Here is a 13,326-nt window from a genome sequence, read left to right on the forward strand (position 1 = left end):
GGGTCCCTACGGGATGCCGCTCACATGCCGAGGCGATCCAGCGCCCGCGCGGCCGACTCGAGCGGGTCCTGGTCCGAGGCGTCGTCACTTCCGCGCGCATCCCGCCACGCCTCCTCGATCTGCACGATCGTGCGTCGCAGAGCGTCCTCGTCCGGCTCGTCGCCGCGTTCCACCGCCGCGGCGAGCCATTCGGTCCACGCCGCCCAGCGCGGCAGGTAGAGATCACGGATCAGCCCCGACCAGTGCCTCCCGAGTAGTCGTGCAGGCCGCTGGTCTGGTGGCCCCACACCGAGACCAGACTGCGCGCGTCGCGCTCCATCGCATCGCGTTCCACCTCGGTGTCGCCCCATGACCGTGCCGCGTCGATCCATGTCGAGACGCGGGTTTCGGGTCGCGTCGCCGCGAGGCCGTCGAGCGTGAGCAGCTCGGCGCGCAGCATCGCGCCCTGTGCCCGTAGCGCAGGAGCGTCCGCCGCGGCGAACGCGGCCAGCACACCCCTGATGCGGCGGCGCGTGTTCTGCGCGAGTACGTGGCCGGCGAGCTCGGTGACGTCCTGTTCCAGTGCCGCCCGCTGCGTCGCGCTGCGGCTCAGCCCGATCAGCAGCCGTGCCGCCGCCGCGATCGCGGGCAGGTCGTCGAACACGGCCGGGTCGTTCTCGGCATCGATGTTCGCCGACATCCGCGCCGGCGCGGGCGGCAGCGCCTCGCCGGCGAGGCGCTGACCGGCGAACGGCGCAGTCGCGCTCCAGGGGCGGGCGATGACCGGCGAAGGGATCGACCGGGTGCGTCCGGGCGCGTACAGGGTGTCACCGAGCAGCCGCCAGGCCTCGGCCGCCGCAGCATCGTCCGTGCCGTACCGCTGACGGGCGAACTGCGGCAGCCAGGAGTCGACGTCGAGAGGCCCCCACGTGAGATCGGCGGCCGCCTCGTAGAACACGGTGTTGTTCTCGATCGCCTCCGGTGCGACTCCGACCCCCTCCAGCCCGTCGGGTCGCAGTGTCGCGAGTTCGTCGATGTCGCGCGCCAGGCCGCGGAGATCACCGAACAGGGCGAACCTGCCGCCGAAGTTGTGCACGGCGGTCCAGATCCACCGTCGACCGTGCATGCCGTCTCGCCACATCGGAGCATGCTCGCCCCACAGGTCGACGAGCAGCAGGCGGTCGTGCGGAACCCCGGACAGGTAGGCGGCGACCCGCTCGTGCGTCCAGAAGCGCCGGTGGTAGTGGAACGGCCAGCCCTGCAGCAGCCAGGTCGCTCGCGGATGCACCGCGGCGATCGCGCGGTGCACGCCGGCGCCCGCTGCCGCGAGGTCCGCAGGGTCATCCGACGGCGGGAGCGACTCGATGTACGGGTCGACGGCGAACACCGGCTCGGGGCCGGGGTCGCCGAGCAGTTCGTGCTGCACCTCGAGGAACTGGCCGAGGAATTGCGCGTAACCGTCGGATGCCGGGTCGAGCATCGGTGTCCGCCAGCCCTGCCACTCGATCTCCTCGGCGTCATCGCCGGCGAGCGAGCGCGGCACGTGGCCGCCGGTCAGCGGCAGCACCGGTGTCATGCCGAAGGCGCGGGCGCGGTCGAGGATGCGACGCGCCAACTCGAGTCGCCGGCGCTCCCAGCTCGCCGGCAGCGGGCCGCCGAAATCGTGCATCCCGCCCATCGACATCCACGGCACATGCGCAGCGCTTCCGATCCAGGCGCGGACCTCGGCGCCGTTGACGCCGGCGCGGCGCAGTGTCTCGGCGAGCACCGCCTCGTAACCGGTGAGCACGAGCGGATGCGTCACGCCGTGCAGCGCCATCCAGTCGAGCTCGCGCTCCCACCGCTCCCAGTTCCAGAAGGGCGTCGAGTAGCCGTGGGTGACGACGTTCAGGTGGTAGCGGATGGCGAAGGGCGTCCGCATCCGCGTCTGGGCGGCATCCGGCCAGGGACCCGGTTCGATGACCGGCGATTCCCAGGTGATGCGCCGTCCCTGCGCCTGCAGATACCGGGCCAGTGCGCTCGCCGCGGCGACGGGGTCGGAGCCGGTGATGGTGAGCACGCCGGCATCCGCCTCATAGGACGCGGATGCGGCACCGCCCCCGGCATGCTCGATCCGCACCCGCAGCTGATCGGCGTCCCCGCCGATCCGGCGCACGAGTCCGTGCAGCGCGGTGCCCGAGCCGGGGCCGGTCATGCGCTCGGCTCCACGGCGGGGACGTCGATCCGCGCCGACCATTCGGCGAAGTCGATCGGCCGGCCGGACAGGCGCGACTCCTCGGCGCTGAACGCCATCAGGTGACTGTCCAGGGCGGTCTCGAAGGACAGCTCGCCCGTGCCCACCGTGCCCAGGCGCACCGCGTCGACGAACTCCGACATCAGGCCGGCGTCGCCGCCGCCGTGTCCGGCGTGATCGCCGAGATCGGGGTTCGGTATGGCCACCCGGAGCGTGTGCCGTGCATGGTCCATGGGTGCCTTGCGGCCGACCTCGTGGGACACCAGAGGCAGTCCGTCGGGCAGGACAGCCGCGGGGAGAACAGGTCGACGACGATCTCGCCGCTCTCCATGTGCCCGGACAGCTGGCCGGCGGAGCCGGTGATCGTGACATTGCGGGTGTTCTCGGCGGTGAACGCGGATGCGGTCAGGGTCGCCGTCAGGCCGTCGGGGAACATCATGGTGGTCTGCTGGTGATCGGCGACATCGTTGTCGCCGCCGGTAGACGCAGCGTCCGTAGTCGCCGGTTCTCAGCGCGGCCATCCGGCCGGCAGGGGTCGTGTCCGTGCCGAGCAGATGCACGGGATGCCCGGTGACATCGGCGAGGGCGTCGACGTAGTAGCGAGGAGCGAAGAACGGGCAGCTGTCGGCCACCGGGCACCCCTGCACGCAGAACTCGGGAGCACCGGCGGGGGCGTTCTCCGGCCGGAACCACGTCAGCTCGCCGATGCTGTACACGGACTCCGGGGCGCTGCCTGCCAGCCAGCGGATCAGGTCGAGGTCGTGCGAGGTCTTCGTCAGCACCATGGCGCCCGAGGCCTCGCTGCGATGCCAGTTGCCGCGCACGTAGGAGTGCGCGAAGTGCCAGAATCCGATGTTCTCGCGGATCTCGATCGTGATGCTCCGTCCGATGGCACCGGAGTCGACGATCTGCTTCACCGTGCGCCAGAACGGGGTGAAGCGCAGCACGTGACCGACCGCGAGTGCCGAGGACGTGCGCCGGGCGTGACGCGCCAGCCGCCGCAGCTCGGCGATCGTCGGAGCCGCGGGCTTCTCCAGCAGGAAGGGGATCCCCGCATCCGCGACCGCGATCGCCACGTCGACGTGCAGCGCATCCGGAACGGCGATGACGACCGCGTCCGCCCCCAGAACTCCGAGATCGGCGACCGCGCCTCGCCAGTCTTCGTACTCGGCCGCGCCGCCTGCGGCGGCCGCGAGCGCGCCGCGGCGGTCGTCCGCCGGGTCGGCCACGGCCACGATCCGCGCGCGGTCGGGGTGCTCGATGGCCCACCGGCCGTAGGCGTCGCGGCCGCGGCCGCCTGCGCCGATCACGACGATGCGCTGCGGACGTTCTGATGCGCTCACTTCTCGGCTCCTGCCGTCAGTCCCTCGACGAGATAGCGCTGCGCGAGGAAGAAGAGGATGACGATCGGGACGGTCACGGCGATCGCGCCCGACAGCAGCACGGTCACCGGCACGTTGAAGTCGGACAGCTGCGAGATGCCGAGTGGCGCCGTCCACAGTGCGCGGTCCTGCACGAGGAACAGCAGCGCGTAGAAATACTCGTTCCAGGCGATCATGAAGACGTAGATGGCCGTCGCGACGACACCGGGGAGGGCGATCGGCAGCACGACGCTGCGCAGCATCTGGGGCAGCGAGGCGCCGTCGACGATCGCGGCCTCCTCGACGCTCTCCGGCAGTGCCTGGAAGTAGTTCCGCAGCATGTAGATCGACACCGGCACGGTGGCTGCCACATAGACCAGGAACAGGCCGACCAATGATCCGGTCAGTCCCGCTTTCGCGAGCAGTACGAACAGCGGCACCGAGAGAACGATTCCGGGGAACAGGTAGACACCGAGGATGATCGCGTTCACTCCGCCGCGGCCGCGATAGCGCAGCCGGGCGGCGGCGTACGCGCCCAGGATGGACACCAGGATCGACAGCGCCACGGTGCCGAGGCCGACCAGGAGGGAATTGATCACGAACCGGCCGAGGCCGAAGCCGCCCTGAGCGGGGTCGAGCATCGCCGTCGTGTAGCCGGAGAAGTCCAGCTCGCCCAGCGAGGGGATGAGATTCAGCGGTTCGCGCACGATCGCCGAGTACGGACGGACGGAGAGGACGAAGCCGTACAGCACCGGTCCGATCGCGAAGAACAGCGCGAGTGCGATGAAGACGACCCGTCCTGCGGTCGCAGCCGGCCGGGGACGGAGGGGGGAGCGGCGGCGGGTCATTCGGTCTCCACCTTTCTGCGCGAGAGTACGACGTAGACGGCGAGCAGCACGATGAGGACGACAGACATGAGCAGGCCGTAGGCGGCCGCACTGCCGATGTCGGCGCGGGTGACGAGCTCGGTGTACACCTTCAGAGCCATGAGCTGGGTACCGCCGGCGCCCTCGGTGAGCAGGTACACCTCGCTGAAGCTCTGGAAGGTCCAGATGAACCGCAGCAGGCAGAGCAGCAGGATGACGCCCTTCAGCTGGGGCATCACGATGCGCCACAGGATCTGCCTTCCGTTCGCGCCGTCGAGGGCTGCTGCCTCTTCGATGCTCGGCGACACGCCCTGCAACCGGGCGGTGATGAACAGGAACGACAGCGGCGCCGACGTCCAGATCTCGAATGCGACGACGACGAGGAGCGAGAGCGGGATGCTGACGCCGAACACCTCGGCCGATGCCGTGTTCAGGAATCCGATCGAGCGCTCCCAGCCGAGCACCTCCCGGCCGAACGCGTTCACGATGCCGTACTGGGGGTTGAGCATCGTCTGCCAGATGGTGACCGCGGCGATCAGCGGAAGCACGTACGGGACCAGCAGCAGCGCCCGCACGATGCCCCGCCCGGGGAACGGGCGACGCAGAGCGAGAGCCAGCGCGAGCCCCAGACCGACCGAGCCGACCATGGTCAGCACGGAGTACAGCAGCGTCGTGCCGAGCGCCCGCCAGAACGCCGGGTTGTCGAGCGCTCGCCGGAAGTTGTCCAGCGACCATTCGATCGGCTCGGTGCCGAGACGGGGGATGTCGACGAGCCTGATCTCGCTGAACGCGAAGACGATCACCATGATCAGCGGAACGATCGAGGCGAGCAGGATGACGAGGAAGGTCGGCGCCGTCAGCAGGAGGCCGTTGCGGTTGTCCCGCCGGGAGCGGCTGCTGGGCCGCCCCCGGCGAAGACGAGGGAATGCGATGCTCACAGGCCGGCCTGGACCTCCTCGACAGCCTTCTTCATGGCGTCGGTGACCTCCTCGGGCGACGAGCCGTTGTAGAGCTGCTCGATCTGGTTCGACAGCACGCCCTGCGTGAACACGAGACCTGCGAGCGTGGCGTCATCGGTGCCCATGCCCCACAGGTAGACGGCGTTGATGCCTTCGGCCATGCCCGTGACGAAATCGTCGCCGTAGATCTCGGCGGAGGTCTTCTCCTGCGCGGGGCCGATGCCCAGGCCACCCCAGGCATCGAGGAACTTCGTCCGATCGTCGGCGGTGCCGTTGCGCAGCGGGATGCGGCCCTCGGTCGCGACGGCGAGCGTGTCCTCGTACCCCTCGCCCAGCACGTACTCGATGTACTGCTGAGCGGCTTCGGCGTGCGCACCGGTGGGGATGCCGTAGCCGAGGATCGCGCCGTACTGGCGGGGTTCGTCCTCGTCGAGCACGGTGATGAACTTCGTGTTGTCGGAGAGGAACGTCGGGGTCGCCGTGCACTCCGGGCACGTGGCCGGAGTGGCCGGATCGAGGCCGGCCAGTTCGTCGAGGATGTGGGTGGAGAACAGCAGCATCGCCGCGTCGCCGTTCATGTAGGCGGCGCGGGCGCTGGTGACGTCGAAGTCGCCCGCGGTCGAGGAATCGCGCAGGCGCAGGAACTGCGCGGCCGCGTCGTCGCAGGCGTCCGAGTCGATCGTCACTTCGCCGTCCGTGACCAGTTCGCAGCCGGCGCTCTGGAACAGCGACTGGATGCCCTCGGTCGCCGATGCTGTGCCGGCCTGCGTGCCGAACGCGAGACCGGTGATGCCGAGCTTCTCCTTGATCGTCGTCGCGGCGTCAGCGAGCTCCGTGACGTCGGACGGCACATCGACACCCGCCTTCTCGAGCAGATCGGCGCGATAGGCGACCACGTGCGTCCAGCCATCGCTGGGAACCGCAGAGATCTTGTCGTCGATCGTCACGGCCTTCACCGCGTTCTCGTTGAAGGTGTCCGCGCCGAGCGACTTCACGGTGGCTGCTGCGGCATCCGTGTCGAGCAGGCCCTGCGACGTCCAGGCGCCGGTCTGCGTCGACGCGTGCAGGATGACGTCGGGCACGTCACCGCTGGCCGCGCCCGTGACGAGAGCCTGATCCTGATCGGCTCCGGCCATCGGCACGACATCCACCTTGATGCCGGTCTTCTCGGTGAAGCCCGCCGCGACCTTCTCCTGCGCGGCGAGCCGCTCCGGAGTGGTCTGCGGGGTCCAGAAGACGATCTTGTCGGGCTTCTCTGCCGTGCTGTCGTCGCTGCCGCCGGCAGTACAGCCGGCCAGCAGGGTCAGCGCGGCGAGTGCGGCGATCGGGGCCGCGATGCGCTGCGCGGAGGGTCGGGTCATGGTGCGTCACTCCTCTTGTCATGGCGCCCGGGCGCCGGGGTGGGAGATCCGATGAGGCGTCGGTGCCCATCGGTGGTGCGATCCTCCCGCGAAACGAGCGATCATAATGAGATCGATCGTCCGAATGCAAGAAACCATCCTTGCGCATGCTCGTGATGAGGGTATGGTGCAAGCTGTGGATGATCTCGATCGACGCATCACCGGTGCGCTGCTGGCGAGTCCCCGAGCCACGAACGCACAGATCGCTGAAGCGGTGTTCACGTCCGAAGCGACGGCGTCCCGCCGGGTGGCGCGTCTGATCCGCGACGGCGTCGTGCGCGTGATCGGTGTGCTCGACAGAGAGGCCACAGGGCGGGAGCGGTCGCTGTTCGTGCGGCTGCGCTGCCGGCCCGGCGATGCGATCCGCTCCGCGCAGCGCCTCGCGACCTGGCCGGAATGCGGTTCGGTGAAACTCGTCACCGGCAGCGTGGACTGCGTAGCGGAGATCAGCTACACCTCGAACGACCACCTGCTGGCCATCACTCTCGAGCAGCTCCCTGGGCTGGACGGCGTGCTCGCGGTGTGGAGCAATCAGGTGATGCGACGGTTCGCCACGCCGCACAGCTGGCTGCCCCATCTGCTTCCCGATGATGTCGTCGAGCAGTTGCGCGCGCAGCGGCTCGATCCGTGGGACGATCCCCTTCCCGACGAGAGGGTGCGCATCGATCCGCTCGACCAGCGCATCGCCGCGGCGATGGCCGTCGACGGTCGGCTCGGCTGGCAGCAGCTCGCGGATACGTGTGAGGTCAGCCCGGTCACGGTGCGACGTCGGGCCGAGGCCATGATGTCGGCGGGCGCGCTGCGGATGCGCACTGTCGTCGAGCCGGAGCGCATCGGTCTGCCGGTGAACGCGTTCGTGTCGCTGAGCGTGAACCCCACTCAACTCGGGAGAGCGGGGGAGATGCTCGCCGAACATCCCTCGATGCTCATGATCGCCGCGACGACGGGGGATCGGAATCTGTGCGGCGAGGTCGCGCTGTCATCCGATCGCGAGCTGTACGAGTTCATCTCCGCGACGATCGGCGGGCTGCCGGGACTGCAGCACGCGGATGTGGCTGTCGCGCTGCATTCGATGAAGCGCGCGGGCAGAGCCCGCGACCTCGCGCCGGCGGTCTGACCGCCGGCGCGAGGTCGCGGGTCAGACCTTCAGCCCGCGCAGGACACCGTCCTGCGCGGCGACGATCAATTGTCCGTCCACCACGACAGGCGTGGAGAACGTGTTCGCCGTGAACAGCTGCCGATCGACGGTGACGGCGCCGTCGGCGGTGTCGATCGCGGCGAGCAGGCCGCCCACGGAAACCAGCCAGGCCGTCCCGGACCGCGGATCGATCACCGGCCCGGCGTTCACGACTCGCGGCACGGCCTGGGAGCTCCAGCGAGCGGTGCCCGTCGCAGGGTCCAGCACCGTCGCGACGCCCCATTCCGACACCATCAGCAGTCCGCCGTCGTCGAGGACGACACTCGGTGCGAAGATGTAGCTGCCTGCAGCGCGCCACACCTCACGTCCGGTCGCCGGGTCGACGGCGATGCCGTCCGTGACTGTGCTGAACAGCACAGCGCCGCCGGGCAGCACTTCGATCCAGTCATCCCAGGGGCCGTAGATCAGCTGCCGGTACTTGTCCGGCCGGTCGGTGGTGAGCACGGACCACAGCGTCCTCCCCGTGCGCAGGTCGTACGCGTAGCCGCGTCCGTCGCCCGCGCCGACGTAGACGCGCTCTCCGTCGGATGCCGCGCGCCCGGCCGTCCTGATCGGCACCGCTGCTTCCCAGAGGGTCGTCCCCGCCACATCGAGACAGCGCAGCCGGTCCTCGGCGGACACCAGGATGCGGTCGCCGGCCCGCGTGGAGCGCACTAGCGGAGTCGTCAGCACCGGTTTGTCGAAGCGGCTGGTCCACCGGATGCGTCCGGTCCTGGCATCCAGCGCGTACAACCGATGATCCGCACTGGGTACGAGCACGAGATGGCCGTCCGAGGTGAAGGCCGCACCGCGGTGGACCGGGCCGAGCTGCGCGCGCCACAGGGTCTTCGGCCGCCGGCCGTGCGAGCCTGCGTCGACCGCGATGACCCGGCCGGAGGTCGATCCTGTCACGACGATCGATCCGTGCGAGGCGAGTGAGCCCTGCAGCTGGCCGCCGACCTCGATCTCCCACGCCGGTCGCGAGAGGGTGCGGCCGGATCTCTCGATGAGCGCGGTCTCGTAACGGTGGCCGCCCGCGGCATCCGTCGCCCGCACCTGAACCCGGTGCCGACCGGGTGCGAGCGGGCTCGTGTCCACGGCTCCGTGCCAGGAGTTCCCGCGTCGAGCGAGCGGAGTCCATGCAGAGTCGTCGGTGAGGCCGAACACGCTCTGCGGGTAGATTCTCGCCTCCGCCGCCGTGGTCTTCCCGTGGGGGACAGCCGTCAGCGCAACGGCAGCCGACGACGGCCTGGCCGCCACCGCCATGCGCTCCGCACCGGACGACGCAGTCCCCAGCGGGATCACCGCCAGCTGCTGCACCGTCGGCTCCTCGGCATCCGTCGGGCCCAGAGTCACCTGCTCGACGACCAGTGCCCGACTCCGGCCGGCACCGCTCTGCGTGACGCGCAGGTAGTACGGGCCGAGTCGTGAGGCGATCGCCGCCACCTGGGTGAGACCGTTGAAGGCTGTCACCTCGTTGCGGTGGATGTGCCCCGCGAAGATGCCGCGCACCGGGTACGGGTCGATCGTGTGCAGGAGATCCTCGGTGTCGTTCGCGTAGTAATTGATCCCGCCGAGGGGGTAATGCAGGAACATGATGGACGGGGTGTCACCCGCACCGTCCAGATCGTCGCGGATCGTCTTCAGATCTTCGGCGAAGAGTGCCGGCTCCTGCAGCAGCTGAGTGGGATCGAGCGCCATGAAGTGCACGCCTCCCGCGTCGAAGCTGTAGCTGGTCGGTCCGAACCAGCGCTGGAAGCGCTCGCGAGCGCTGGTGTCCCAGCGGATCTCGTGGTTGCCCGGTGCATGCCGGATGCGATCCCACAGCGCGTCGGGGATCAGCCCCCGGTAGGTCTCGAAGCCGGCGTCGCTGCCGTAGTCGGTGATGTCTCCGCAGTGCAGCACGAACTGCGGATCCTCCGCCTCGATCGCCGCGAAGACGCGTCGCAGATTCGCGAGGCGCTCGGCCTCCTCCTCGTTCGCATGGGTGTCGGTGAGCACCGCGAACCGCAGTCCGCCCTCCGACGCATTCGCGCTCTCGACAGCTGCTCCTGGCCACGGGCCCCAGGCTGCACCGGAGAGGCCGACACCCAGCCCGACCGCCGACAGTCCGAGGAAGCCCCGTCTGCTCAGAGGGGTGTGCATCGGGGTCCGTGCTGCAGGTGTTCCATCCGTCATGTCTGCTCCTTCGCTCATGAGAACCTGCTTCGCACCCAACCGGTGTCGCCCGCAGCGAGCAAAGCGCGCCCGTACGGAATGCGAGGGAACGACATGCGCGTCGCCGGTTGCGCAAGAAATCCGCCACAGCCGGGATGGATGCTCGATTCCCTCAGCTCCATCGATGTGAGGGCCGATTCCTTGCACATGCGCCGGGCGGAGTTGTCCTGCTCGTCGCCGCGCGGCCACCGTCGTTCGAGGCCGGCTGATGACGATCGGCCGTCGGGCAGACCCCTGGAGGGATCAATGACCATGAATCCGTCGAACCTCTTCCGCCGCGCCTCCGTGATCGCGGGCTGCGCCCTGGTCGCGCTGGGCGTCGCCGCCCCGGCGGCATCCTCGGCATCCGGAGCCCCACCGCAGGCGACTCGGACCGCACAGTCGAAGCACACCCATCCGGCGCCCGCCGAGCACGTCGTGCTGATCGCGCTCGACGGCCTCGACGTCGACTACCTCGACGGCGGCGCGATGCCCCACCTGCGAGCGCTCGCCAGGCACGGCAGCCTGAGCACTTCGACCGGCGTGATGACCTCCATCACCAATCCGTCCTGGTCATCGATCGCGACCGGCGCCTGGCCGGAGACGCACGGCAACACCGCCTACTGGTACGACCCCGTCGCCGGCGCGGCGGTCGGGCAGCAGCGCGATCTGGCGGTGCCGACGATCGCGGAGGCGATCCGTGATCAGGGCGGCACCGTGCTGTCGTCGCAGTGGTTCATCGTGCAGAATCACGGCGCGGCCTTCGGCGATCCGAGCGGCCTGTACACCCAACCAGGCGGTGACTGCGCGCGGCGCACCGACGACGCCGTCGCCGTGCTCGAGGGGCGGCCGGTGCAGAGTGCGGGGCAGTCCGTGCAGATGGACGGCATCCCCGACCTGATCGCGGTGTACTGCGACCGGCTCGACGCGCTCGGTCATGCCGACGGCGACCGTGCGCCTGACATGCCGGAGGCGGTCGCCGAGGTGGACGCACAGATCGGAAGGCTCGTGCAGGCCACGAAGGACGCCGGGATCTTCGGACGGACGGCGTTCATCGTGACCGGCGACCACGGCATGGAGACGTTCACGAGGGGTATGCGCGACGAGTTCCTCGGGGCGATCTCGGATGCCGGGTATCGGGCCGAGATGCTGAACGCGGGCCAGTCCCCGCAGCCGGACACAGACGTGGTGGTCGTGGTGGGCGGTGTGGGCTCGCTGCATCTGGTCGGCAACGCGGCCGACGATCCGGCTGCGGCTCGGCGGATCGATAGGGCAGTCTCCGCTCTGCCGCACGTCTCGGCGGTCTATGACAAGGCCGAGCAGAAGGCGATGCACATGTCGCCGAAGTACGGCGAGCTGATCGTCGAGCCGGAGGAGGGGTGGAGCCTCGGCGACGACCCGTCCGACGGCGTCTCCGGTCTGCACGGCACGACGCGCGAGGCGCGCACCGCCCTGGTGATCGCCGGATCAGGCGTGCGTCCGCACGCCGCGCCGAGGCATCCGCGGCACATCGACCTGGCGCCGACGATCGCCGCGCTGCTCGGCATGGACGGGCCATCCACGGCAGACGGCAGGGTTCTGCGCGAGGTGCTGCGCAGGCACTGAGAGGCCGTGGCCGCCACGCGAGAGGATGCTCGGGGAATACCGCTCCCCGGCATCCTCTTGTGGTGAGTGTGACAGTCTCCTCAGCGCGCGCTTCGGTTGGCTTCCGCTCCGAACGCGGGCCCATCCTCGGCGCCCTGATGCTGTCGACCGGGCTCATCGCGATCGACGCGACCATCCTCGCCACCGCGGTGCCCAGCATCGTGCGCGATCTCGGGAGCTATCAACAGTTCCCCTGGCTCTTCTCGGTCTACCTGCTCGCCCAGGCGGTGAGCGTGCCGATCTACTCGCGGTTCGCCGACACGGTCGGCCGCAAGCCCATCATCATGCTCGGCATCGGGCTGTTCCTGCTGGGGTCGGTGCTCTGCGGATTCGCATGGAGCATGACCGCGCTGATCGTGTTCCGTGTCGTGCAGGGCATCGGCGCCGGAGCGGTCGCCCCGATGTCGATGACGATCGTCGGCGACATCTACACGGTCGCCGAGCGCGCGAAGGTGCAGGGCTACATCGCGAGCGTCTGGGCCGTGTCCTCCGTCGTCGGGCCGGCGCTGGGCGGCCTGTTCGCCCAGCTGGACGCCTGGCGGTGGATCTTCTTCGTGAACATCCCGTTGTGCGCGCTCGCCGGGTGGATGCTGCTGCGCCGTTACCACGAGCAGACGCAGAAGCGACGGCACCGCATCGATGTCGGCGGTGCCGTGCTGCTCACGGTCGGGCTGACAGGCATCATCCTCGGACTGCTCGAGGGCGGCAACGCGTGGGCGTGGTTCTCTGCGCCCAGTCTGCTGTGCTTCGGTCTCGGCATCGTCGCGCTGGTCGCGTTCGCTCTGGTGGAGCGCCGCGCGGCCGAGCCGATCATCGACTTCACGCTGTTCTCGCGCCGGCTGATCCTCACGACCACCGTGGTCTCGCTCGGCGTCGGCGCCCTGATGATCGGCGTGACGAGCTTCGCGCCGGCCTACCTCGAGGGCTCCATCGGCATCGCGCCGCTGCTGTCGGGTCTGGCGGTGGCCGCGCTGACGCTCGGCTGGCCGATCGCCGCCGCCAACGTCGGCCGGCTGTACCTGCGGATCGGGTTCCGCCGCACGGCGATCATCGGGCTCTCCATCGCCTCGGTCGCCGCGATCGCGCTCGCTCTCGTGGCGCGCTGGCCGAATCCGTTCTCGGTCGCCGCGATCGCGTTCGTGCTCGGCTTCGGCCTGGGGTGGAGCGCCGCTCCGACGCTGATCGCTGCGCAGGCATCCGTGGCGTGGGGCGAGCGCGGTGCCGTGACCGGCATGAACGCCTTCGCCCGCTCGGCGGGCAGCGCCGTCGGCGTGGCCGTCTTCGGCGCGATCTCGAACGCGATGATCGCTCGCGGTGCGGGGCCGCAGGATCCTGCGACCATCGTCTCGGCCTCCACGGGCGTCTTCATCGCCGCCGCCGTGGTGGCCGTGCTGACGCTCGCTGCGGCGACGCTCATGCCGCGCGACGGCGCGATGGCCGGCGACGAGTTGCCCGACTGAGCGTCGTCCACCCGGCAGACCGTCCGCTCGTTGAGCGAGCGAAGGAGGAGC

Annotated in this window: 10 protein-coding genes; 3 read left to right on the forward strand and 7 right to left on the reverse strand. The window is 69.7% G+C overall.

Annotation, left to right across the window (positions count from 1 at the left end):
- Window positions 1–20 precede the first annotated feature (20 nt).
- The 6 genes from L2X99_RS17980 to L2X99_RS14720 are packed head-to-tail and all read right to left on the reverse strand — an operon-like array spanning window position 21 to window position 6,759.
- The gene (locus L2X99_RS17980; protein ID WP_268928524.1) at window positions 21–287 is read right to left on the reverse strand and encodes an alpha-N-acetylglucosaminidase C-terminal domain-containing protein; all 267 of its coding nucleotides are present in this window, start codon (window positions 285–287) and stop codon (window positions 21–23) included.
- Complete coding sequence (locus L2X99_RS14700) at window positions 230–2,173, reverse strand: alpha-N-acetylglucosaminidase (protein WP_268928525.1); 1,944 nt, start codon at window positions 2,171–2,173, stop codon at window positions 230–232. The genes L2X99_RS17980 and L2X99_RS14700 overlap by 58 nt, the downstream gene beginning before the upstream one ends.
- On the reverse strand, window positions 2,170–3,555 hold the full coding sequence (locus L2X99_RS14705; RefSeq protein ID WP_236135319.1) for a Gfo/Idh/MocA family protein: 1,386 nt from the start codon (window positions 3,553–3,555) through the stop codon (window positions 2,170–2,172). Before L2X99_RS14705 ends, L2X99_RS14700 begins: the two co-directional genes overlap by 4 nt.
- Window positions 3,552–4,421, reverse strand: coding sequence for a carbohydrate ABC transporter permease (locus L2X99_RS14710; RefSeq protein WP_236135320.1), 870 nt, complete (start codon window positions 4,419–4,421; stop codon window positions 3,552–3,554). The genes L2X99_RS14705 and L2X99_RS14710 overlap by 4 nt, the downstream gene beginning before the upstream one ends.
- Window positions 4,418–5,377, reverse strand: a complete 960-nt coding sequence (locus L2X99_RS14715) for a carbohydrate ABC transporter permease (RefSeq protein ID WP_236126093.1) — start codon at window positions 5,375–5,377, stop codon at window positions 4,418–4,420. Before L2X99_RS14715 ends, L2X99_RS14710 begins: the two co-directional genes overlap by 4 nt.
- Window positions 5,374–6,759, reverse strand: coding sequence for an ABC transporter substrate-binding protein (locus tag L2X99_RS14720; protein ID WP_236126092.1), 1,386 nt, complete (start codon window positions 6,757–6,759; stop codon window positions 5,374–5,376). Before L2X99_RS14720 ends, L2X99_RS14715 begins: the two co-directional genes overlap by 4 nt.
- 175 nt (window positions 6,760–6,934) lie before the next feature.
- On the opposite strand from L2X99_RS14720, the gene L2X99_RS14725 reads away from it, so the two are divergent.
- On the forward strand, window positions 6,935–7,915 hold the full coding sequence (locus L2X99_RS14725; RefSeq protein WP_236135321.1) for an Lrp/AsnC family transcriptional regulator: 981 nt from the start codon (window positions 6,935–6,937) through the stop codon (window positions 7,913–7,915).
- Between the two features lie 21 nt (window positions 7,916–7,936).
- Here L2X99_RS14725 and L2X99_RS14730 read toward each other — a convergent pair whose 3' ends face one another.
- Window positions 7,937–10,153 carry an outer membrane protein assembly factor BamB family protein gene (locus tag L2X99_RS14730; RefSeq protein WP_236135322.1) on the reverse strand — a complete coding sequence of 739 codons (2,217 nt, stop codon included), beginning with the start codon at window positions 10,151–10,153 and terminating at the stop codon, window positions 7,937–7,939.
- Between the two features lie 285 nt (window positions 10,154–10,438).
- On the opposite strand from L2X99_RS14730, the gene L2X99_RS14735 reads away from it, so the two are divergent.
- Together L2X99_RS14735 and L2X99_RS14740 are read left to right on the forward strand one after the other, a co-directional pair.
- On the forward strand, window positions 10,439–11,776 hold the full coding sequence (locus tag L2X99_RS14735; RefSeq protein WP_236126088.1) for an alkaline phosphatase family protein: 1,338 nt from the start codon (window positions 10,439–10,441) through the stop codon (window positions 11,774–11,776).
- A gap of 137 nt (window positions 11,777–11,913) precedes the next feature.
- Window positions 11,914–13,275, forward strand: coding sequence for an MFS transporter (locus tag L2X99_RS14740; RefSeq protein WP_236135323.1), 1,362 nt, complete (start codon window positions 11,914–11,916; stop codon window positions 13,273–13,275).
- Window positions 13,276–13,326: the final 51 nt, after the last annotated feature.

The sequence above is a fragment of the Microbacterium sp. KUDC0406 genome (assembly GCF_021582875.1).
GTDB lineage: Bacteria > Actinomycetota > Actinomycetes > Actinomycetales > Microbacteriaceae > Microbacterium.